The organism is Bacillus sp. TCT6, from assembly GCF_056033845.1.
The window spans coordinates 3,788,160-3,811,504 of record NZ_JBVYHX010000001.1; the positions used below are offsets into that span (position 1 = coordinate 3,788,160).

The following is a 23,345-nucleotide window of genomic DNA, read 5'->3' on the forward strand; positions in this document are numbered from 1 at the left end:
TATAGTAGATACACGATGCAATCGACAATAAAAAAGGGTCTTTACTCTATTATCCACTTTTTGTGAATATGTTAATTTTTCGAAAAGACTAAATTTTTATGTAGCTATAATCCTATGAATCTATTAAAATTATGTCGTATGATGTCAGATTATAAAAAAGGAGAAATGAACTATGTGGAAAAAAATTATTCCTGCCGTTGCTGTTTTAAGCACTATTACTTTTTCAAGCGTATTTGCCGCTCCCCCATCTCAGAATCCAGCTGAACAAAACCGCTACATAGACGTACAAATGCTTGGTATTAATGATTTCCATGGACAACTAGATACTGTTAAAAAAATTAATAATAAAGAAGCTGGTGGCGCTGATTACTTAGCTACTTATTTAAAAGAACGTAAAAAACAAAACCCTAATACACTTCTCGTACATGCTGGTGATATCGTCGGAGCTAGTCCACCAGTTTCAGCATTATTACAGGATGAACCGACGATTGAATTTTTAAATGATTTAAAATTTGATGTTGGTACAATCGGAAACCATGAATTTGATGAAGGCATTGATGAAATGAAACGCCTCATTTACGGTGGATATCATGAAAAAACAGGGAATTTCAAAGGGGCTAACTTCCCCTATGTAGCTGCTAACTTCTATAACAAATCAACTGGCCGCTTATTTTTACCACCATTTACTGTAAAAATGGTAGATGGTGTTCCTGTAGGATTCATTGGTGTTGTTACAACTGATACACCAAATGTCGTTATGCCTACGATGCTTAAAAATGTACAAATTACTGATGAAGTAGAAGCAATTAATAAATCAACACAACAATTAAAACGCCTCGGCGTTAAATCTATCGTCGTTCTTGCTCATGTCGGTGGAACAACCGATGAGTCTGGGGTAACAAATGGCGACCTTACTCGAATTGCAAATGAAACAGACCCAGAAGTTGATGTTATTTTCGGTGGACATAGTCATACGTATGTAAATGGTACAGTAAATAATAAGCTAATTGTCCAAGCAAATTCTTACGGCACGGCTTTCTCAGACGTGGATGTAACAATTGATCGTAAAACAAAGGATATTATAAAGAAAAAAGCTGAAGTTGTTACAACGTATCATGAAGGTGTAGAACCTGATAAACAAGTAAAGAAAAAACTAGATCAATATAAAGAAAAAATCGCACCACTTGTAAATGAAGTGGTCGGAAAATCTACAGCATCTATCGACCGTAAACAAAATGATGCTGGTGAGTCCACTCTTGGAAATTTAGTTGCCGATGCTCAGCGTCAAACGATGCAAACTCAAATCGCCCTCATGAATCCTGGTGGCATTCGTAATGACTTAGATGCTGGTGATATTACGTGGGGTGAGTTATACGGCATTCAACCTTTTGGAAATCAATTGATTAAAGTAGATTTAACAGGTCAAGACATTCGCGATATTTTAAATCAGCAATGGCAAAAAGGAACAACAAGAATGCTTCAAATTTCAGGTATTCAATATGCGTGGGATGCAAATAAACCAAACGGTGAAAAAGTTACAAATATACGTTTAACAAACGGAGAAGAATTATCTCCATCTAAAACGTATAGCGTAGTTGCAAATGCTTTCTTAGCTTCTGGCGGTGACGGATTCATATCATTTAAAAATGGTAAAAATGCAGAAACTGGTCCAAACGACTTTGAAGCGTTAGTCGATTACGTAAAACAATTAAAAGAACCAATTCAGCCAGTTATTGATGGAAGAATCCAAAAAGTAAATTAAGTGTTTCTCTAATAAGAAATTTCATTTTTCACGCCATAAAAGATTTGCACTAATCCTGTATTTATACGTAATATGCATCATAAAAAGGATACTCGTTCTTCCAATGAACATAGTATCCTTTTCTTTAGTTATCAAAATGTGATGTTTTGTTAAATTCATATTGCTGTAAAAATTGTTGCAACGCCTCTTCTACAATTTTAGATTTTTGAATTCCTTTCGATTCTGATATAAGGTCCAATCTTGCTAATATTTCTGTATTAATAGAAAAGGTGCGTCTCTTTTTCTCTGTACTTTTACTCATAATTGGTGCAATTACTTCTTCTCTTCTTCTTAATAATTCATAAATACTTTGTAATTGCTCATAAATTAATAATTGATAATCTGTTTTCTCATATTGAAGGGCGGTCGCTTCTTGGAGTTGTAAGTGACGTGGTTCTTCTCCATCTCCTACAAAAATACGTTTCTTCTGCTCTCCATCATATTCGTATCCAATCAATCTTAATTTCTTCGATAATGTATACGGGCTTATTTCAAGACGTTTTGCTATAATAGCGATGGATTCACGCCTATTTAAACCATCTATAATTTCTCCAATCGTCACAATTTCCCTCCTCCCGTGTTGAAATGACACTAGTATGGTATGTTACAATGATTTTCTAACAGTATATGCAAAATGAATAGCCTGTGCGATTCATACGATTTCACAAAAGGAGGTTTTCAATATGCTTTTGCGTAGCTATACCCCTCAGTTCTATACTGAAAACAAACAACTCATTCCTAATAGTATCGCTACGATAGAAAGCGTTATGATTAATAATCGAAAACAAACTCTCCTTATGCGTGGGCAAAACGTAGAGCAGCCTATTTTATTATGCTGCCATGGTGGACCCGGCATGGCACAAATCGGATTTATTCGTCATTTTCAAAAAGAATTAGAGAAGCACTTTATTGTTATTAATTGGGATCAGCGCGGGGCGGGTAAATCTTTTTCAATGAAAGATTTCGGAGCAAATTTTACAATCGAACAATTCGTTTCCGATGCAAAAGAAGTGATTCAATATGCACTTAAAAGGTTCAACAAACAAAAACTATTTCTCGCTGGTCATTCTTGGGGAAGTATTATTGGGCTTAACATAGCACATCAATATCCAAAGTATATCGAGGCTTACATCGGTATTGGGCAAATTGTACATATGAAACAAAATGAAGAATTGCTATATCAACATTTAATTAGTTCTGCAAAAAAACATGATCATAAAAAAGCATTAGCTTCCCTTTTAAAATTAGGAAAACCACCATTTTTAGATATGAGACGTCTTATTATTCAAAGAAAGTGGCTTGGCACATTCGGAGGAGCAATCCAAAACGGATCTTCCTTTTCTTTCATACGAAAAGGTTTCTTTTCTCCTGAATATACGCTATTAGATTGGTTCAAGTTTCTCGCAGGAAATTTAAAATCTGGCGTTTTATGGGAAGAAATGCTGACAATCGATTTCTTTTCTTCTATCTCAAGTTTATCTATTCCAGTTTATTTTTGTTCTGGTCGCTATGATTATCAAACTCCTTATGCACTCGTTCAGGAATATTGCGATATTATTGAAGCGCCTATAAAAAAAATGATTTGGTTCCCAAATTCAGCACATTCTCCTGATCTAGAAGAACCAGAATTATTCGCCAATTCTTTGCAATCAATTAAACAAGAGCTAGCTTTTCAGCATTAGTAACAAAAGGCTCTTTTACATTTCATAGAAAACATTTTATAATAATATGTCGCAAGTATGTATAAACATAGCAAAATGTTTCATATTTACTTGTCTTAACAGAATAAAAATTTAGGGAGATTACATTTATTATGAACGCTGTACTCGTCGCAGTAGCAATTATGCTATTGCTTAGTTTGTTACGTGTCCAGGTCATTGTCGCCATCATTGTTGGAGCTTTAACAGGCGGAATTATCGGCGGACTCGGTATTTCAGAAACGATTAACACTTTTACAACTGGTCTTGGAAACAGTGCTCCAATCGCTTTAAGTTATGCAATGCTTGGTGGTTTCGCTATTTCCCTTTCCAAAACAGGACTTCCAGATGCTATGATTCAAACTGCATTAAAATGGATTGGCAATGAACAAGACACGAAAAAACAAGTTTATTCTAAAATACTTATTTTATTCATTATTTTAACGATGGCTTGTTTCTCACAAAATGTGATTCCTGTTCACATTGCTTTCATCCCCATCTTAATTCCAGCACTTTTAAAAGTATTAAATGAGCTGAAAGTGGATCGAAGACTTGTCACGTGTATTATTACATTTGGATTAATTACTCCTTATATGTGGATCCCTGCAGGGTTCGGAAAAATTTATCATGACGTATTGCAAACCAACGCTGCGCAAAGCGGTCTTACATTTGATGTCACACTTATTCCAAAAGCAATGACTATTCCAGCACTCGGTATGATTATTGGATTATGTGTAGCGGTATTCATTACGTACCGAAAACCTCGTACGTATGAAACAGAACAAATTCATACTACCGAAAATGAGATCGTTCCCTATACAAAACGTAGCATTACTTTCGGGTTATTATCTATCATTGCTACATTAACTGTTCAATTAACAACAGAATCAATGATTTTCGGTGCTTTAGCAGGTATTATCGTCTTATCAGTAAGTGGTAGTCTACCACTTAAAGAAGCAGATGCGATATTAACAAGCGGAATGCGTATGATGTCCTTTATTGGCTTTGTTATGATTGCTGCCGCTGGATTCGGCGCTGTTCTTCGAAAAACAGGACATGTTGAATCTCTGGTGCAAACGAGTGCACATATAATCGGAAATAACAAACCACTCGCTGCATTTCTTATGCTTGTTATTGGACTTCTCGTTACGATGGGAATTGGTTCATCCTTTTCAACCATCCCTATCTTAACAACAATTTTTGTACCTCTGTGCATTCAGCTTGGATTTAGTCCGATGGCTACAATTGCAATTATTGGTACAGCCGGAGCGCTAGGTGACGCAGGATCTCCAGCATCAGATAGTACCCTCGGACCAACATCCGGTTTAAATGCTGATGGTCAGCACCATCATATATGGGATACATGTGTACCCACTTTTCTACATTACAATATACCGTTACTTATATTTGGCTTTATTGCCGCAATTACATTATAAAAAGGTGCGTATAAAACGCACCTTTTACTTTTTTATTTTTCCTTTTAATTGTTGAAAAGCTACTTTTCCGTTATCTTTGACATAGCTTTCAATTGCCGGTAGTGATGAACCTATCCATTCACACTCTATGCTCCCATTCGGTCCAACAATTTTTAATTTATCTGGTACATGTATATTTACAAATCTTGCTGACCGAATTAACTCAATAGCAATCTGATCACTTGAGGTTACAATTCCATCTATATACGGATTGTTTCGCAATAATGTAATAAACTGTTTATTTGTATACCCTTGTACACATTCTTCTCGATAAGAGATTCCTTCATCCCAAACAGTATCTAAAAAACCTGCTATATGATCTTCCATTTCTTCACTTTCTTCTCCCTCACCGAAATATGCAAGAAAGTGACACCCTTTCTCTTTTAATAAAGAAACAGCCCTCTGTCCACTTTCATAATAATTTCCATGTGATTGTTGCTCATCAATCACAACAAACGGAAATGGAATTTCTCCTATACTTTTAAAAACGGATTTTGTTAAAATAACACCTGCAACGTTATTCTCCTTCAACATATATATGTATCTATCTTTATTCTCTATATTACAAACAATGATTTGATATCCTTCTTTATATGCTATTTCCTCAATACAATGTAGCAAAGTGATGTTTGATGGGTCATATAGATTATCTACAAGTAATGCAATTATCGTTGAATTCTCTTTAAATAGTGGCTTCGCTGCACTGTTTGGCCTATAACGTAATTCTTCAATTGCTTCCTTTACTTGTTTTACTGTGTCCTCATGAACATATCCTTTTTCATTAATAACTCGTGAAACGGTTGCGACTGAAACACCTGCCAATTTTGCAACATCACGTATAGTTGCCACATCGTCACCCCTTAATATGGTAATAGATTACAATTTTACGGTAACCTAAATTACACTATCCGTCAAGATTAATAACTCATATTTCTGAAAATTGTTACATCATTTCACTAAACGATACTCCAACTGAATTTCATGTAAAATTGGGATATTATCATATCCAATACGTGGAATTTCTTTCTTTATTTTTCGTGCCTCCTCTACCGCATTCACATATAAATTAGTCATTACAAAATTACGTTTTTGGTAAAATCGTAACGCATTCATATTATCATTTGTTGTAATAAGACAAACCTGCCTGCACCGTTCTTCTTCTGCAACTTGCAATACACAATCCACAAGCTTCTTCCCTATTCCTTTTCTTTCTTCAATACTATCTAACGATATAATTTCACACATATTTCCAGTCACTTCATACGTTATAATTCCGATTATTCTGTCATTAGAAAACGCAACAAATCCTGGCAACTCTTCTAATTGATGCCCCTTACCACGTGAAACCATCAATGAACTTCCCCAGTTCTCACACATAAACATTCGAATTGTTTCTTTCATCGTTGGCGTAATTTTTTGTATATGCACCATTTCCTATTTCTCCCCTTTTATATCATTGTGATACAATATAAGTGTATCACATGTAACGGTATTTGGAGGATGAGGTAAAGTATGAAACGTTTTTTTGCAGCATTGTTTACTGTACTAGGTGCGATAACAGCCCTTGGGATTTTCTTTACAAATAAAGTGATGTATTTAAAGAAAAAAACAGAGGAAGAAGTACTCGAAAGAGAAACGAAAAAACATTTTCGTATAGAAGATTTTGATGCTCTTCATAAAGAAGAAATTCATATTCCTTCACAATTCGGATATGATCTTCACGGCTATTACATTCCTGCTGGTCATTCCAATAAGTTTATGATTTTTTGTCACGGCGTAACTGTAAATAAAATGAACTCTGTAAAATATGCAAGGTTATTTTTAAACAGAGGGTATAATGTCGTTATTTATGATCATCGTCGTCATGGTAAAACTGGCGGAAAAACAACAAGCTATGGATACTATGAAAAACATGATTTAAAATCTGTAGTTGACTGGCTAAAAAGTCGCTTTGGAACAAATATAACACTCGGTATTCATGGTGAATCTATGGGAGCTGCAACACTTCTTCAATACGCAGGACTTGTAGAAGATGGTGCTGATTTCTATATTGCAGATTGTCCTTTCTCTGATTTTCACGGACAATTACAGCACCGTTTAAAGGTTGAATTCCATTTACCAAAATGGCCTTTATTACCTTTAGCAAATGCTTTTTTAAAAGTGCGTGACGGTTATACGATTCGCGAAGTTTCACCAATTGATTGTATAAAAAATATTAACAATCCCGTCCTCTTTATTCATAGTAAAGATGATGATTATATTTTAGCTGATATGACGAAATCACTATATGAAGCAAAAGAAAACAATAAACAACTTTATATTGCAGAACGTGGTGCACACGCTTGCTCTTATAACGAAAATAAAGAAGAGTACGAAGCAGCCATCGATCAATTTTTAAACACATATGTGAAAGAAACAAAAAACAGGCTTGCATAAGCCTGTTTTTTTATTGCGCTAAAACGTCTGTAACTTGTTCCATATTTTCAGAAATCCATTGCATTGCATCATCTAACGTTGGGAATTCTGTCGTTTGAAATGTTACTTCATCTTGAAGTAACCAAACATCCTTTGCCTCTTGCCCTACACCTGCAATGGACCAATGTAACAAACTATATGGATGATTATCATTCAAAAATGATGCCCACGTGCGCTCATTTGCAATGTTTCGTAATGTATGTAATTGTTTATCCATCTCTCGTCACCTTACTCTAGTCAGTTATGAAAACTATTATAACACTCTCTTCTTTCTCAAACAAAGTGCTCTTTTTATATTGTCAAGCACTTCCCTTGATTATATGATGAAATTAAGCGTTTGGGAAGGAGGGATAACGTTGGCAAAAGTACAAATTAAAGTAAATGATAATGGCTCTTTTCGCGTTACAGGGGACGTGGAATTAGTCGACTCACAAGGGAATGTATTCCCAGCAAAACCGGCATTTTCTTTATGCCGTTGTGGTTTATCAAAAAATATGCCTTATTGCGACGCTTCGCATAAAGGTAAATTCGAGTCTGTTGTTAGAGCACCAGAGGCAGAATAATTTTACATGTGACATGCACATTTTTTTGTGCATGTTTTTTCTTTTTAGCAACTCCGTTATATCCCTTCTCCTTACAACACTTCTAATACTTTTATTTCCATTCCAGCCCACATATATTTTCACACAATTCTTCACATTCGAATATTTTTTACTAGCCTTTTATTTTTTTTGTGCTATAATTTGAGCAAACAGCATCCTTCGGGGTCGGGTGAAATTCCCAACCGGCGGTGATGAAGTGAAAACTTCTAAGTCCGTGACCCGTTTTCAACTCGAAAACGGTGGATCTAGTGAAACTCTAGGGCCGACAGTATAGTCTGGATGGGAGAAGGATATGTTTCTAGTTTTTTATATAGTGAATACACTTTTATTTCAGTATGCATATTTTTAAAGATTCATTTTGATTCTTTATATATGTTTAATTTTCTATACTTATTTTTTATACTGAAATAAAAAGAGACAACTAGCGTTTAAAAATTCGATATTTTGCTAGGTTTTTTCCTTATGCAGAAATATCAATTATCGTTAGGTTTCTTTCCTATGCTTTCGTATTCAAACTATATTTCTAGAAATCACGTCTCCCAAACCCCAAGGATATTAAATCCTTGGGGTTTTTTGATTTTTTTAGGAGAGGTGAAGAAAATGACAGATCAAGAATATATGAGGATTGCCCTGCAGTTAGCAGAAGGAACATCAGGACAAACAAGTCCAAATCCTATGGTTGGTGCTGTTGTTGTAAAAGATGGAAACATCGTTGGTATGGGGGCTCATTTACGAGCTGGTGAAGAACACGCAGAAGTTCATGCCCTTCAAATGGCTAGTCAGAACGCCAAAGACGCTACCGTTTATGTAACACTGGAACCGTGTAGCCACTTTGGAAAAACACCACCTTGTTGTGAATTGCTCATCGAAAAAGGAGTTAAGCGTGTGGTAATTGCTACTCTCGATTGTAATCCGCTCGTTTCTGGTAACGGAAAAAGAAGATTAGAGGAAGCTAGAATTGAAGTAACTACCGGTGTTCTTGAAGCAGAAGCAGTTTTATTAAATCGCTACTTTTTTCACTACATGAAAACGAAACGCCCTTTTGTAACAATCAAAACAGCGATGAGCTTAGATGGAAAAATAGCAACTGTAACTGGTGAAAGTAAGTGGATTACAGGTGAAGAAGCACGTGCTGATGTTCACCAATATCGCCATACACATGATGCAATTCTTGTTGGAGTGAATACAGTTATAGCTGATAATCCTCATTTAACAACAAGAATTCCAAATGGTGGGAAACATCCTATTCGCGTTGTTTTAGATACCCATTTACGAACGCCACCATCTTCTCATGTTATAACAGATGGTTTAGCACCGACATGGATTATTGTCGGTAAGGATGTAAAGAAAGAGAAGATATCTTCTTATAATTCTAAAAATATAGCTATATTCCAAATGGAAACGAAGCATATAGAAATCGAGGACCTTCTTTCCTTTCTTGGAGAGAAACAAATTCTTTCTCTATTCGTTGAAGGTGGCCAATCAATTCATGCAAGTTTCTTAAAAACAAACAATTTCAATGAAATTGTAACCTATATAAGCCCGAAATTAATTGGTGGAAAAGATGCTCCTACTTTATTTGGAGGAAATGGTTTTTCAAAATTACAAGATGCGCTTTCCTTGAAAATTCAAGAGATGAAACAAATTGGTGATGATATAAAAATCGTTGCGAATGCCCGAAACGAGGTGACGGAATGTTTACAGGAATTGTAGAAGAATTAGGAACGATAGCAAACATGCAACAAAGCGGAGAAGCGATGAAATTAACGATTCATGCAAAGAAAATTTTATCAGATGTTCACTTAGGTGATAGTATCGCAGTTAACGGTATTTGCTTAACTGTAACAAACTTTACAACTACTTCATTTACAGTTGATGCAATGCCTGAAACGATGCAGTCGACATCGCTTCGCATGCTTAAACCCCACTCTAAAGTAAATTTAGAGCGGGCAATGTCTGCAAATGGAAGATTCGGTGGACATTTCGTTTCAGGACACATTGATGGCATCGGAACGATTTTAACTAAAAAACAACATTACAATGCCGTCTATTATAAAATAGCAATTTCTGATGAATTGCTACACTATTGTTTGCATAAAGGGTCCATTGCTGTTGATGGAACGAGTTTAACGATATTTGATATAGACGAAGCTTCCATAACGATTTCACTCATCCCGCACACAGTAAGCGAATCTGTCATTGGAGAAAAAAATGCCGGAGATATCGTAAATATTGAGTGTGACATGATTGGTAAATATATCGAACGCTTTATTACTAAACCTGCAAAACGAGTAGGTTCAATGACCGAAAGTTTTTTACAAGAAAACGGATTTCTATAAGGGGGAAGCACAATGTTTCATCGTATTGAAGAAGCTCTAGAAGATTTAAAACAAGGTAAAGTCGTTATCGTATGTGATGATGAAAACCGAGAAAATGAAGGCGACTTTATTGCTTTAGCAGAGTACATTACACCGGAAACAATTAATTTTATGATTACACATGGTCGTGGTCTCGTTTGTGTACCGATTACGGAAGGATACGCAGAACGTCTACAATTAGAACCAATGGTATCTCATAATACAGATTCACATCATACTGCGTTTACAGTGAGCATTGACCATGTTTCTACAACAACAGGGATTAGCGCTCACGAACGTGCAACTACGATACAAGAATTGTTAAATCCCGCATCAAAAGGCACTGATTTCAATCGACCTGGACATATCTTTCCATTAATTGCGAAAGAAGGCGGTGTCCTGCGTCGTGCAGGTCATACAGAAGCTGCTGTTGATTTAGCAAAGCTATGCGGTGCCGAACCAGCTGGAGTTATTTGCGAGATTATAAATGAGGACGGCACGATGGCACGTGTACCTGATTTAATAGAATGCGCAAAACAATTTGATATAAAAATGATTACAATAGAAGATTTAATTGCTTACCGCCGCCATCATGAAACACTTGTGACGAGAGAGGTGGAAATTACATTACCTACAGATTTCGGTACTTTCCACGCAATTGGCTATTCTAACTCATTAGATACGAAAGAACATATCGCACTTGTAAAAGGTGATATTTCAATAGGTGAACCGGTACTTGTGCGTGTTCATTCTGAATGCTTAACAGGAGATGTATTCGGTTCACATCGCTGCGATTGCGGACCACAACTCCATGCAGCACTTGCTCAAATTGAGCGTGAAGGAAAAGGTGTTCTTCTTTATATGAGACAAGAAGGAAGAGGCATTGGGCTTCTTAATAAGCTTCGTGCTTATAAATTACAAGAAGAAGGATTTGATACTGTAGAAGCAAATGAAAAACTCGGCTTCCCTGCTGATCTTCGTGATTACGGTATCGGTGCACAAATATTAAAAGATTTAGGTTTACAAAGTTTACGATTATTAACGAATAACCCAAGAAAAATTGCTGGCTTACAAGGTTACGATTTAGAAGTAGTCGAGCGTGTACCGTTGCAAACGCCAGCAAAAGAAGAGAATAAATCGTATTTACAAACGAAAGTAAACAAATTAGGACACTTACTAAACTTATAATTAAAGGAGAGATTTATTATGGTATTCGAAGGTCATTTGGTTGGTACAGGATTAAAAGTTGGAGTTGTTGTTGGACGTTTTAATGAATTTATTACAAGTAAGTTACTTGGCGGTGCTTTAGACGGATTAAAGCGTCACGGTGTAGAAGAAAATGATATTGATGTTGCTTGGGTTCCTGGTGCATTTGAAATTCCTTTAATCGCTAAAAAGATGGCTAGTAGCGGAAAGTATGATGCTGTTATTACATTAGGTACTGTAATCCGAGGTGCTACAACTCACTACGATTACGTTTGTAATGAAGTAGCAAAAGGTGTTGCGTCTTTATCACTACAAATGGACATCCCAGTTATTTTCGGCGTATTAACGACAGAAACAATTGAACAAGCGATTGAACGCGCAGGTACGAAAGCTGGTAATAAAGGATATGAATCAGCTGTTGCTGCAATTGAAATGGCTCACTTATCAAAACAATGGGCATAAAAAAAGAGGCTGCGGCCTCTTTTTATTTTTTCACCTTTTTTTGTACATCTTTTATTAATTCATTCATCGTTTTTCCTTCTGTTTTTATATGAAGAGCTTGTGCTGTTCTCCATACATTCTCTCTTTTTTTCGCTTCTTCTATAATAGTAATTTCTTTTCTAACTTCCTTTAAATCTTTTCCTTCCGTTTTCAATCCAAAATGTTCAGCTTTCGTTCGAAAGTGTTGTTCGATTCTTTGTTGCATCTCTTTTTGTTCAGGATTTTCAGCAGCCTTAACTGGATCAGAACTTATTGCTTTTATTAAAATTAAACAAGTCATAATCGCTAATATGTATTTGTACATGTAAAATCCTCCAACCCAATATAAATTACATATTTACTATGTACAACTAGGGCTTGGAAAATTCGTCCACAAAAATTCTTTTTTTCGCTCAAAAACCAATAATACCAAGCGTTCACAACTATTTATTACATTTTATTTACAAAAAAAGCAAACCCTTTTACAAGTTTGCTTTTTCATCTATCTTATAATGCACATTCTTCAATCTCAAATCCTAAATCTGCAATCATACCCCAGTCCGCAGTCGGCTCTTGTCCAGCTGTCGTTAAGTAGTCCCCGACAAAAATAGAATTCGCTGCAAATAAACCGATTGGCTGTACAGAACGTAAATTGATTTCACGTCCTCCTGAAATACGAATTTCTTTTGTTGGGTTTACAAAACGCATCATTGCCAGTACTTTTAAACATTCTACTGGCGTTAACTCTTTTTGCCCTTCAAGAGGTGTCCCCTTTACAGCAACAAGGAAATTACAAGGGATAGAATCTGCATCTATACGTTGTAATTCAAATGCAATTTCAGCACGCTCTTCAATTGTTTCTCCCATGCCAAAAATCGCTCCAGAGCATGGTGAAATACCAGCTTGTTTCGCTTTTTGAACTGTATCAACACGATCATCATACGTATGCGTTGAACAAATACTATCGTAATTATTTGCATGTGTATTTAAGTTGTGGTTATAACGATGCACGCCTGCTTCCGCTAAACGTCCTGCTTGATCTTCATTTAAGAAACCTAAACAACAACAAATCTTCAAGTCTGTCGTTTCACGAATTTCCTTAACTGCTCCAATTACGTGATTTACCTCTTTATCCGTCGGACGACGACCAGACGCTACAATACAATATGTACCTGCTTTACGGCGTATTGCTTCATGTGCCCCTTCTACAATTTTCTCCTGCGTTAACCATGCATATTTATCAATTGGTGCTTCTGAAATAATAGACTGTGAGCAATATCCACAATCTTCAGGACATAATCCAGATTTCGTATTAATAATCATATTCAATTTTACTTTCTTACCAAAGTGATGATGGCGAATAATGTAAGCTGCATTCATAATTTCTAAAACTTCTGTATCATCAGCTTCTAATATCGCTATTGCATCTTCTTTCGTAATCATCTTTTCTTCCACTACGTCGTATGCAAGTTTTTTCCAATCCCTTTTTGTTTGTACTTGTTTCATTTCATCTCTTCCCCTCTTTTGTTATATGCATAAATAAAGCATGATACGTTGCCATTATCCCTTCATTTCCCGTGAAGTCTCTTTCGTATATGCGCAGCATCGCACGAAAGAGTGAGGGACTTTGACAATATGATCCTTCATTGCTATTAGTTGCTCCTACTTTTCGAATAGAATGCAGAAACTCCTTAACTTCTGTAAAACTCTCTATGTAACATGTTTCAGAAACATGCACATCCCCTGTTTCTATCTTACATATATGAAGCAACTGATCTTTTGAATAAAAACGTTGACCAATCGATGTTTCATTTTTTATATTTCTTTCTTCTTTCGCACGTTGGAACGAAGCATGCAATTCTTGAAATGTTTCATGTCCAAACGTTGAAAAGAGTAATATGCCATCTATAGACAAATGTTGAAATAAATTTCTTAACACTTGTTGTAAATTATTTAACCATTGAAATGTAGCATTTGAAATAATGACATCATATGATTCTTCTAATCGTAATCGCTCAATATCTTCACAGTGAAACGTTACATTTTTTACATTTTGTCTAGTTTGCGCAATCGCAATCATACTTTCAGCAAAATCAACTGCTGTAATATGTGCTTTCGGAAATAACTTTGATAATTGTTCTGTTACATACCCCGTCCCGCATCCCAGTTCTAAAATACGTATTGATGCCGTTTCACTATATCGTTCCTTTAAGATTGAAAGTAATGAATGTGCCATCTTTTTTTGTACATTTGCATATCGATCGTAAGATACGGCTGCCCCATTAAACCGTTTTTGTAGTAACGTTTTGTTGATCATGTCGTATCCCCTCTACAAATTGAATTATCTCATTTGCACAATATTCAAAATTCGTTACACATAATGCATGCCCTGCTTCACTTACTACTTTCAGCTCGCTGCTGCTATTCTCCGTCATACTACGTGTCGCAGACAATGGGCATATTACATCCTGTTCTCCGTGAATAAGTAGTATAGGTACTTTAATTTCTTTTAGTTCTTCTCTCATATCTGTTTCTATTAAATAATCTAAACCTAGTTGTAAAGACTGAATAGAATCACCTTTAAAACGGTCTACAATGTCTTCAAAGTTTTTATTCTCTTTTAGCTCATCTTTCGTAAACATATTTTCATAAAACCGCTTGAGCGTATCTTCTTTCCTTCTCGCCAAATTTCTTTTCAGCCGTTCTACATGCAAAGCATTCCATCCGTTACTGTAATCGCTCGTACTTGTAAATTTAGCAGTACCACCAATTAATACGATGCCTTTTGCCTTAATCTTTTTATAAGCTTCAACTGCTGCTAACGCTCCTAGTGACCATCCAACTAAAATTACGTTGTCATTATGCGCTACATCTATAATTCGTTCCGCAAATTCACTTCGTTCTTTCACATTACGCCAATCTATGCATTGAACAGGATATCCTTTAAAATACGGAATTACTAAATCCCAAATATTCTCTTCCATTCCCCATCCGGGAATAAAAATAATCTTTAGCTCGTTCATACGAAAATCTCCTCTTCTTTCGCAATGTGAATAATTCGATCAATAGCCCATTTTAAATCAGCTATTGTATGTTGCGATGTAACTGCAAAGCGAATTCGAGAACTATGAACCGGCACAGTTGGCGGACGAATTGCAATAGCCGCAATCCCTGCCTCTTGCAACCTTTTACTAAACCGTAAAGCATGTTCATTTGAACCGACTACAATCGGTACAATATGAGTTGAACTATTCCCAATATCAAAACCAGCATCCCTTAATTTAGTTCTGAAGTATTCTCCATTTGCTATAAGGTTCTCTCTTCTTTCGTTATCTTCTTTTACAATTTCAATTGCTTTTTGCACCGCTCCTAACGTACTTGGTGGTAAAGCTGTAGTAAAAATAAAGCTTCTCATCATATTTTGTAAATACTCTATATAAATTTCATCACCTGTCAAATACGCACCATAACACCCTAAAGCCTTGCTAAACGTCCCCATATGTATATCAATTTTTTGAGAAAGATTTTTTTCTATGTGAGATAATCCAGCTCCGCCGATTCCATATATTCCACTCGCATGTGCTTCATCGACTATAATGATTGCTCCGTATTTCTCTTTCAGTTGTACTAAATCTCTCAAATACGCAGTATCACCATCCATACTAAAAACGGTATCTGTTACGATTAATTTCCTCTTTTCAGGCGAAGCCATTTTCAAAAGCTTCTCTAAATGATCCAAATCATTATGACGATACCTTTTATGCTCTGCCCCGCTTAATATGATTCCATCAACAATACTTGCGTGATTTAACTTATCACTAAAAACAATATCGTGCCGAGAGGCTAAAGAAGATATGGCACCTATATTTGCCGTATACCCACTATTTACAATTAAAGCTCTTTCAGTACCTTTCCAGTCACATATGCTTCTCTCAACCTCTTCATATAATGGATGATTTCCTACAACGAGACGAGAGGCAGTCGCTCCAGTTCCATATCTTTTTGTACAGGCAATAGCAGCTTCTTTTAACCTTTCATCTCCAGCTAACCCTAAATAATTATTTGACGCTAAATTTAACATCCTTTTTTTATCTCGAATAAGCCAAGTCTCTTCTGCCTGCTCTGTTACATATAAATTTCGATACTGCCCTTGCTTATGTAATTGTTGTAATTTAGATTGAAGGTGCGCCCGCCACGTTTGATTCATTTTGGATAAACTCCTCTAATTTTGAAATCATAATATATTCTTTTGCAGATTCCAATACTTCTTCTTTCGTAAACTCACCTTCAAAGAATGGTAATAATCCTAAAACTGGTACCCCGCTCAACTCTTCAATCATCTCTTTATTTTCTTGCACTCTTTCCATTTCACATTCTTTGCAACCTGATAAAATGACACCCGCTACGGTTAAGCCATGCGCCTTTGCGTAAGCAATCGTTAACACTGTATGATTTACTGTTCCTAATGTAGGACGAGCTACTACAATAAGAGGCAACTGTAATTCTTTTGCAAAATCAATTACTAAAGCATCTTCTGTATATGGGACAGCAAGCCCACCTGCTCCTTCTACAAATAAGCTATTAAACTCTTTTAATAGTTCATTATAGTAATCAGTAATTTCTTTTAACTTTACTACTCTTCCAGCTCTTTTCATGGCAAGTCTCGGAGCAAGTGGTTCTTCAATAGAATAAGGGCAAATTTCATTTTCTTGTGTCGGTACACCTGATAATACTTTTAACCTTGCCGCATCTCCCTCAGGGTTTGATGCAACATGCCCACTTTGCAACGGTTTATATACCCCTACGTTATATCCTAATTCTCTAAATACACCTGCTATAGCACCTGCAACTACTGTTTTTCCAACTTCAGTATCAGTTGCTGTTATGAAAAAACCACTCATTATTCTCCCTCCGTAACATCCGAGATTGCCTTATATAAGATGCGTAACATATCATCAATCTCTTCAAAAGTAGAAGCAAGTGGCGGCATAAATACAATCGTGTTACCTAGCGGTCGTAAAATCATACCTAGCTCTCTTGAGCGTTTACATACTTGAACACCGACTCTTTCTGTCCAGTCAAAAGCTTCTTTCGTTTCCTTATTCTTCACAAGCTCGATACCAACCATTAATCCGCACTGACGAATATCACCTACATGTTTATACGCAAAGAGCTTTTCTAATTGCGCTGCCACATAATCCGTTTTACGTGCCACTTCTTCTATTAAATTTGTTTTTTCATATAGTTCTAGATTCGCGATTGCTACGGCACACCCTAACGGATTGCCTGTATAGCTATGTCCATGGAAAAATGTTTTTTGTTCTTCATATTCTCCTAAGAAGGCATTATATATTTCATCTGTCGTTACGGTAACTGCAATTGGTAAATATCCACCTGTTAAACCTTTACCAGCAGTTAAAATGTCTGGCGTCACATTTTCATGTTCACACGCAAACATTTTCCCTGTACGCCCAAATCCAGTCGCTACCTCATCTGTAATAAATAATACATTGTACTTTGTACATAAATCGCGCAGTCCTTTTAAATATCCTTTTGGCATTGTAATCATTCCACCAGCACCTTGCATTAATGGCTCTACAATGATGGCAGCTACTTCTTCATGCTTTTCTTTCAACAATTCTTCCATTTCTGCTAAATGGCTTTTTACAATTTCCTCCTTATTATTTCCGTAAGGAGAACGATATGTATATGGATACGGCATTTTAATCGCATCAAATAAGAGCGAACTATACACTTGGTGAAACAAGTCTATTGCCCCTACTGAAACAGCTCCAATTGTATCACCGTGATATGCTTCTTTTAATGTAACGAATCTTTGTTTCTTTGGTTTCCCTTTATGCTGCCAATATTGGAAAGCCATCTTAATTGCAATTTCAACAGCGGTAGAACCTGAATCAGAATAGAATACCTTCTTCAATCCATCTGGTACAACCTCAATAATTTTTTCTGCTAATAAAATAGATGGAACGTTAGCAAGTCCTAACATAGTAGAATGAGCAATTTTATTTAATTGCTCACGAATTGCTTCATCTAATTCCGGTACTTGATGTCCGTGAACATTTAACCATATAGATGAAACACCATCCCAATATTCATTACCATTTACATCGTATAGCTTTCTTCCCTCTCCACGTTCAATAATGACAGGATCTTCTTCTAAATAATCTTTCATTTGTGTAAATGGGTGCCATACGTAAGCTTTATTTTTCTCTGCTAATTCTTCATATGTATAAGATGATTTTTCAATCGTTCTACTATTTATTGTCACAACTGTCACTCCTAATGTTAACTTGTTTATAAATATAGTTAACATTAAATCCGAATGACTGTCAATTATTTTAAAATCAAATAGTTCTTAAAAAAGAACAACTTATCATACGATAAGTTGTTCTACTTTCCATGCTGTATCTTTCCAATTTCTAAAATAATTTCTTCATCTTTTTTTCCCTCTGTATCAATTCCAAGTTGTTTAGCGTGCTCAATTAATAAATCATGACGCTTCTCAAACCTAGCGGTATTTACTTCTTTCGTAACCTCTTCTTTTGTTTTCCCCTCAGTAGAAACTCCTAGTTTCTCTGCTGCTTTTTCCATTGATTTCTTCTCTTCTATTTCTTTTACTTTCTTCACTTCTGACTGTTGTATTTGTTTTTGTTTCAACTGCTCTGATTCAGCCGCAAAAGCTGTGTAAATTCCAGCACTTCCGCCAACGACTAGTAAGGTGGTAAAAAGAATTATTTTTTTCTTCACTCTTTCCTCCCCTTTCAAATTCATTATAACGTACAAAATTAGAGCTTTAAAACAATTCTCCTTTATTTCCCTAAAAAAACATTTAATATTTTTATTGACATTTAAGATGAAAATGTGATAAAAATTTAACTAACATCATATGAATCGGCGATGATAGGATTTAGTAGTATTTCGATTTCTGATTTCAGAGAGCTGGTGGTCGGTGCGAACCAGTACAGAGCGAATTATGAATTACCCCCTGGAGCTTCTTTTACGAAACGTGAGGAGTAGTGAAAGACGGTTATAGACCGTTATGTCTAAAGAGTGGTGAAACGACACTGTTTCACAATTTAGGGTGGTACCGCGAATTTTTCGTCCCTGCATATATTGCAGGGGCGTTTTTTATTTTATAAGCGCATATCATATGACCCTTTATTTTGTGATACATTCATTTCACAAGCTAGGGTGGTACCGCGATTTCTTCGTCCCTGCATAATTATATGCAGGGACGTTTTTTTATCCAATCATTTCCGCATCATATAGAAGAACCAACAATTACCGGTAATTTGTCACAAAATTCTAAAATTTAGAAGGAAATATACAATATTGGCGAATTTTATATAAAAAAGAGCTATTTCACATTACTTAGGAGGGGAAAACAATGGTTTCAAAAATTGAGTCTGTTCTTTTAACAATTTTTATCTTTTTCTGTATTGGTTTTAGTGTTATTCAATTAGAAGTTTCACCACACATCCCAATTTTATTTGGTATCGTTCTTTTATTAGCATTTGGATTCCTGAAGAAAATCTCTTGGTCTACTATGGAGAAAGGGATGATTAGTAGTATTTCAGCTGGTATTCCATCTATATTTATTTTCTTACTTGTAGGCGTATTAATTAGCGTTTGGATCGCAGCTGGAACTATTCCGACTTTAATGGTATACGGCTTCCAACTTGTATCTCCAAAAATTTTCGTTCCAACTGTTTTTGTTGTTTGTGCAATTGTTGGAACGAGTATCGGTAGTGCATTTACAACTGCTGCAACTGTAGGACTTGCCTTTATGGGAATGGGTACTGCCCTTGGATACGATCCAGCTCTTATTGCTGGTGCAATTATTTCTGGTGCATTCTTTGGAGATAAAATGTCTCCTTTATCTGATACAACAAACTTAGCGCCTGCTGTAACGGGTGTAGATTTATTTGAACATATTCGTAACATGCTTTGGACAACAGTACCAGCTTTCATTATTGCTTTTATCGCATTTTTCATTTTAGGAAGCGGATCTGGTGGAAACGTTGATTTCTCAGCATTTATCAACACACTAGAAAAAAATGCAACGATTTCTATCGTTACGCTGATTCCCATTTTATTACTGTTCCTATTCGCATTTAAAAAGGTACCCGCAGTTCCAACATTACTTGCAGGAATTGTGGTAGGGATTATTATTCTCTTTATTTTTAAACCTAGCACTTCTTTAGCGGATTTAATGAAAATTATGCAAGACGGATACGTTTCTAAAACTGGTATTAAAGATATTGATAGCTTATTATCTCGCGGTGGTCTGCAAAGTATGATGATGTCAATCGCTCTTATTTTCCTAGCTCTTTGTATGGGAGGATTATTACAAGGAATGGGCATTATAGCGCAGCTGATGAATATTATCTCTAGCTTCGTAAAAAATAGCACACGCTTAATTATTTCTACTGCTTCAACTGCAATTGGTGTAAACTTCTTACTCGGTGAGCAGTACTTATCCATCGTTTTAACAGGACAAGCATTTGCTAATAAATACGATGAAGTCGGTTTAGAGCGTCGTAATTTATCACGAGTATTAGAAGATGCTGGTACAGTAATTAATCCACTCGTACCATGGGGTGTCAGTGGCGTATTCTTAACAAACGTTCTTAGCGTTCCAACATTCGATTACCTGCCATACGCAATCTTCTGTTTAGCGTGTCCAGTCGTAACCATTATCGTCGGCTTTACTGGATTCGGTCTTTCATGGAAAAAAGAAAAAGCAGTACCAGTTTCATAATATAACAAAAAGGATTACCAAATCGGTAATCCTTTTTATATTTCTCGACTATCTATTCGCTTTCTTTCTTCTAAATAACATAAGTAATCCCGCTCCAACAAACGCAAGACCAGCTCCAATTGTAGAAGCAATACTTGCACCTGTTTTCGGTAAATCACGTTCATCTTTTTCAGCTTCTTTATTTTCACTTACAGTTGTTGTTGTTTCTTTTGTATTTTGATCATCTGTTGTAGTTTGTCCAGATCCGGTATTATTTCCATCTTGCTTTGGTTCATTACCATTATTACCTTCTTCTGTTGGTGGTGTTGGGTTTTCTCCATCACCTTTTGGTGGTGTTGTTGGGTTTTCTCCATCACCTTTTGGTGGTATTGTTGGGTTTTCTCCACCAGTTTCTTTATCATCATTCTTCTTCGTTATATCAATTGCATATTTAGCAAATTCATTTTCAGATGGTCCAACATATGATATGTTCCCATCTTTCTTTATATACTTTTGTGCATTTGGTGAAGAATCAAATGTTGTATTTAATTTATCTGCAACAATCGGTTTAAACGTCCAATTTTGATCAGCTGCTGGATCAATATTTTTTATTTTTTGCATATACTTCACAATGATTTGACGTGTTTCATCTTGTGATTGGTATACAACTTCCCCTTCACTTACACCTGGGAACGTTTGGCTACTTCCACGATAGTTATTTGTAGCGACGATGAACTCTTGCTTGTCAGCTACTAGCTTACCTTCATATGTCATATTTACAATACGATTAGCATTTGCATTTACAACTTTTCCATCTTTATCGTATTTCGCCGGTTGTGTTACATCAATTTCGTATTTTAAGCCATCTAAAATATCGAAGTTATATGTAGGATAGCCTATATTTACTAACGGCTGTTCTTCTGTTTTCTTTGGATCAATTTGATTAAACTGACCTGCAGACATTTCAAGCCATTCTTTCACTTGTGCCCCATTTACTTTTACAGCATATAACGTATTTGGATACACGTATAAATCTGCAACGTTTTTAATTGCTAACGTTCCAGCTGGAATATCAGTATAATATGTCGCACCGTTTCGGCCACCTGCTTTAAATGGTGCTCCTGCAGATAAAACTGGAATATCTTTAATCTTTTCGTATTCTGGTTTTTTAAGTTCTTGTTCTACATACCATTTTTGCGCATTTGTCACAATTTGTACGGAAGGATCATCTTGTACTAATGAAAAATAACTATTAATTGGTGCTTTCGTTTCACCTACATGTGTATTTACATATTCGATTGTCTTTTCATGTTCATCTTTAATTTCATTAACTAATTTTTGATCAGATTCTACTAATGGATTACCTTTACTATCAGCAATCGGACGAAGTTGCGGCTTAGACTGATCTTTTTGCACTTCCCATTTTCCATTTACCTTCTTCAATTGCATATCAATAATACCTAAGTTACTACCAAAAACACCCGGCATTACAACTGGAACACCATTAAATACATCCTTCACTTCAGTATGTGAATGTCCCATTAATACTGCATTTACGCCAGGAACCTCTGTTAAATAATACGACGCGTTTTCCATACCAACGTTGTATCCACTTTTATCAACACCGGAATGAGCTAGTGCAACGATAACATCTGCACCTTCTGCTTTCATTTTTGGTACCATTTTCTTCGCTGTTTCAACTATATCTTTCGCTTTAACTTGTCCTTCTAAATTCGCTTTATCCCAATTCATAATTTGTGGTGGAACAAATCCCATTACACCAATTTTCACTATTTGTTTTTGGCCTGCTTCATCCACTACTTCTTTCTCTAAAATATGATATGGTCTATCAAAGTAATGCTCGTCATTCTCATCATTACCATCATGGTCATCTCTGTAGACATTCGAGTTAATAACCGGAATTTTTGTTTTACTAGTCACTTCCTTTAAATAATCTAAACCGTAGTTAAATTCATGATTCCCAAGAGAGATGACGTCATACTTCATTAAATTCATTACACGATATAATGGATGTGTATAACTAGGATCCACACGATTCTTCGGATCTTTTATTTTATTCGCTACGTAATCCCCAAGCGGTGTCCCTTGTAATGCATCCCCATCATCAAATAGGACAGAGTTTTTCACTTCTTCACGTGCTTTATTAACGAGTGTTGCCGTTTGTACAAGACCTACTTTATTATCTGTTTTCGTTTGATAATAATCGTAATTCATTAAGTTAACGTGAATATCTGATGTTTCTAGAATTCGTAAGTTAACTGTACTCTCCCCAGTGTTCTCATCTGCATGAGCTGTTGCTGGCATTACTTGCGGTGCCATTACACCAATCGCAAGAGTTGCTCCAGCTAGCATTTTTTTTGACTTTTTCACAAAAAATCCCCCTTATACAATTACCAGAAATAATGAAATGAATCCCTATCTGTCTCTAACCACATACCTTTTTTCTTCTATTAGAGACACAATTTTCATT

At 35.9% G+C, this 23,345-nt stretch carries 23 protein-coding genes, 1 riboswitch and 1 other annotated feature; of the genes, 10 read left to right on the forward strand and 13 right to left on the reverse strand.

All coding sequences use genetic code 11. The annotated features are described in order from the left end of the window. Positions 1-172 precede the first annotated feature (172 nt). Positions 173-1,762: a bifunctional metallophosphatase/5'-nucleotidase gene (locus AC0ONG_RS19225; protein WP_000265545.1), complete on the forward strand. Its 1,590-nt coding sequence runs from the start codon at positions 173-175 to the stop codon at positions 1,760-1,762. Between the two features lie 124 nt (positions 1,763-1,886). Here the strand turns inward: AC0ONG_RS19225 and AC0ONG_RS19230 are convergent, their stop codons facing one another. After that, a complete protein-coding gene (locus tag AC0ONG_RS19230; RefSeq protein ID WP_000151934.1) occupies positions 1,887-2,363 on the reverse strand; it encodes a ribbon-helix-helix domain-containing protein in 477 nt (158 codons plus the stop codon). Positions 2,364-2,484: 121 nt separating this feature from the next. Here AC0ONG_RS19230 and AC0ONG_RS19235 point away from each other — a divergent pair, with 121 nt between their 5' ends. Further along, a complete protein-coding gene (locus AC0ONG_RS19235) occupies positions 2,485-3,483 on the forward strand; it encodes an alpha/beta fold hydrolase (protein ID WP_000926820.1) in 999 nt (332 codons plus the stop codon). A 131-nt stretch (positions 3,484-3,614) separates the two neighbouring features. Then, the gene (locus tag AC0ONG_RS19240; protein ID WP_000994811.1) at positions 3,615-4,934 is read left to right on the forward strand and encodes a Na+/H+ antiporter family protein; all 1,320 of its coding nucleotides are present in this window, start codon (positions 3,615-3,617) and stop codon (positions 4,932-4,934) included. Positions 4,935-4,958: 24 nt separating this feature from the next. Here AC0ONG_RS19240 and AC0ONG_RS19245 read toward each other — a convergent pair whose 3' ends face one another. After that, on the reverse strand, positions 4,959-5,822 hold the full coding sequence (locus AC0ONG_RS19245; RefSeq protein ID WP_000201358.1) for a LacI family DNA-binding transcriptional regulator: 864 nt from the start codon (positions 5,820-5,822) through the stop codon (positions 4,959-4,961). Between the two features lie 99 nt (positions 5,823-5,921). Further along, entirely contained in the window at positions 5,922-6,404 is a 483-nt protein-coding gene (locus AC0ONG_RS19250; RefSeq protein ID WP_000233419.1) for a GNAT family N-acetyltransferase, read from the reverse strand. A gap of 81 nt (positions 6,405-6,485) precedes the next feature. Here AC0ONG_RS19250 and AC0ONG_RS19255 point away from each other — a divergent pair, with 81 nt between their 5' ends. After that, a complete protein-coding gene (locus tag AC0ONG_RS19255; RefSeq protein ID WP_000819241.1) occupies positions 6,486-7,409 on the forward strand; it encodes an alpha/beta hydrolase in 924 nt (307 codons plus the stop codon). 10 nt (positions 7,410-7,419) lie between these two features. Here the strand turns inward: AC0ONG_RS19255 and AC0ONG_RS19260 are convergent, their stop codons facing one another. Further along, positions 7,420-7,665 (reverse strand): DUF2552 family protein, encoded by a 246-nt coding sequence (locus AC0ONG_RS19260; protein WP_000360793.1) that lies wholly within the window; start codon positions 7,663-7,665, stop codon positions 7,420-7,422. A 139-nt stretch (positions 7,666-7,804) separates the two neighbouring features. On the opposite strand from AC0ONG_RS19260, the gene AC0ONG_RS19265 reads away from it, so the two are divergent. The 5 genes from AC0ONG_RS19265 to ribH all read left to right on the forward strand — a co-directional run bounded on the left by AC0ONG_RS19265 (position 7,805) and on the right by ribH (position 12,075). Further along, positions 7,805-8,011: a CDGSH iron-sulfur domain-containing protein gene (locus tag AC0ONG_RS19265; protein ID WP_001151582.1), complete on the forward strand. Its 207-nt coding sequence runs from the start codon at positions 7,805-7,807 to the stop codon at positions 8,009-8,011. A 190-nt stretch (positions 8,012-8,201) separates the two neighbouring features. Then, positions 8,202-8,345, forward strand: a riboswitch (FMN riboswitch). Positions 8,346-8,650: 305 nt separating this feature from the next. Further along, a complete protein-coding gene (gene ribD, locus AC0ONG_RS19270) occupies positions 8,651-9,763 on the forward strand; it encodes a bifunctional diaminohydroxyphosphoribosylaminopyrimidine deaminase/5-amino-6-(5-phosphoribosylamino)uracil reductase RibD (RefSeq protein WP_000131995.1) in 1,113 nt (370 codons plus the stop codon). Continuing rightward, entirely contained in the window at positions 9,745-10,389 is a 645-nt protein-coding gene (gene ribE / locus AC0ONG_RS19275; protein ID WP_000493902.1) for a riboflavin synthase, read from the forward strand. Before ribD ends, ribE begins: the two co-directional genes overlap by 19 nt. A gap of 12 nt (positions 10,390-10,401) precedes the next feature. Next, positions 10,402-11,595 (forward strand): bifunctional 3,4-dihydroxy-2-butanone 4-phosphate synthase/GTP cyclohydrolase II, encoded by a 1,194-nt coding sequence (gene ribBA, locus AC0ONG_RS19280; RefSeq protein WP_000469007.1) that lies wholly within the window; start codon positions 10,402-10,404, stop codon positions 11,593-11,595. An 18-nt stretch (positions 11,596-11,613) separates the two neighbouring features. Then, positions 11,614-12,075: a 6,7-dimethyl-8-ribityllumazine synthase gene (gene ribH, locus AC0ONG_RS19285; protein WP_000230895.1), complete on the forward strand. Its 462-nt coding sequence runs from the start codon at positions 11,614-11,616 to the stop codon at positions 12,073-12,075. A gap of 22 nt (positions 12,076-12,097) precedes the next feature. On the opposite strand, the gene AC0ONG_RS19290 is transcribed toward ribH, so the two are convergent. The 8 genes from AC0ONG_RS19290 to AC0ONG_RS19325 all read right to left on the reverse strand — a co-directional run bounded on the left by AC0ONG_RS19290 (position 12,098) and on the right by AC0ONG_RS19325 (position 18,861). After that, positions 12,098-12,418, reverse strand: a complete 321-nt coding sequence (locus AC0ONG_RS19290; RefSeq protein ID WP_000280032.1) for a hypothetical protein — start codon at positions 12,416-12,418, stop codon at positions 12,098-12,100. Positions 12,419-12,600: 182 nt separating this feature from the next. Continuing rightward, positions 12,601-13,599, reverse strand: a complete 999-nt coding sequence (gene bioB, locus AC0ONG_RS19295; RefSeq protein ID WP_000815856.1) for a biotin synthase — start codon at positions 13,597-13,599, stop codon at positions 12,601-12,603. Position 13,600: 1 nt separating this feature from the next. Then, on the reverse strand, positions 13,601-14,410 hold the full coding sequence (gene bioC, locus AC0ONG_RS19300; protein WP_000608912.1) for a malonyl-ACP O-methyltransferase BioC: 810 nt from the start codon (positions 14,408-14,410) through the stop codon (positions 13,601-13,603). Beyond that, entirely contained in the window at positions 14,376-15,116 is a 741-nt protein-coding gene (locus AC0ONG_RS19305) for an alpha/beta fold hydrolase (protein WP_001004159.1), read from the reverse strand. Before AC0ONG_RS19305 ends, bioC begins: the two co-directional genes overlap by 35 nt. Further along, positions 15,113-16,300, reverse strand: coding sequence for an 8-amino-7-oxononanoate synthase (gene bioF, locus AC0ONG_RS19310; RefSeq protein ID WP_001077300.1), 1,188 nt, complete (start codon positions 16,298-16,300; stop codon positions 15,113-15,115). Before bioF ends, AC0ONG_RS19305 begins: the two co-directional genes overlap by 4 nt. Next, positions 16,266-16,994, reverse strand: a complete 729-nt coding sequence (gene bioD / locus AC0ONG_RS19315) for a dethiobiotin synthase (RefSeq protein WP_000012478.1) — start codon at positions 16,992-16,994, stop codon at positions 16,266-16,268. Before bioD ends, bioF begins: the two co-directional genes overlap by 35 nt. Then, a complete protein-coding gene (bioA, locus tag AC0ONG_RS19320; RefSeq protein WP_003255568.1) occupies positions 16,994-18,427 on the reverse strand; it encodes an adenosylmethionine--8-amino-7-oxononanoate transaminase in 1,434 nt (477 codons plus the stop codon). Before bioA ends, bioD begins: the two co-directional genes overlap by 1 nt. Before the next feature lie 77 nt (positions 18,428-18,504). Continuing rightward, positions 18,505-18,861, reverse strand: a complete 357-nt coding sequence (locus AC0ONG_RS19325; protein ID WP_000726908.1) for a hypothetical protein — start codon at positions 18,859-18,861, stop codon at positions 18,505-18,507. Positions 18,862-19,002: 141 nt separating this feature from the next. Then, positions 19,003-19,223, forward strand: a binding site (T-box leader). A gap of 278 nt (positions 19,224-19,501) precedes the next feature. Between AC0ONG_RS19325 and nhaC the strand changes: the two genes are divergently transcribed. Then, positions 19,502-20,875, forward strand: coding sequence for a Na+/H+ antiporter NhaC (nhaC, locus tag AC0ONG_RS19330; RefSeq protein ID WP_000253732.1), 1,374 nt, complete (start codon positions 19,502-19,504; stop codon positions 20,873-20,875). A gap of 48 nt (positions 20,876-20,923) precedes the next feature. Here the strand turns inward: nhaC and cpdB are convergent, their stop codons facing one another. After that, complete coding sequence (gene cpdB / locus AC0ONG_RS19335) at positions 20,924-23,245, reverse strand: bifunctional 2',3'-cyclic-nucleotide 2'-phosphodiesterase/3'-nucleotidase (RefSeq protein WP_000748669.1); 2,322 nt, start codon at positions 23,243-23,245, stop codon at positions 20,924-20,926. Positions 23,246-23,345: the final 100 nt, after the last annotated feature.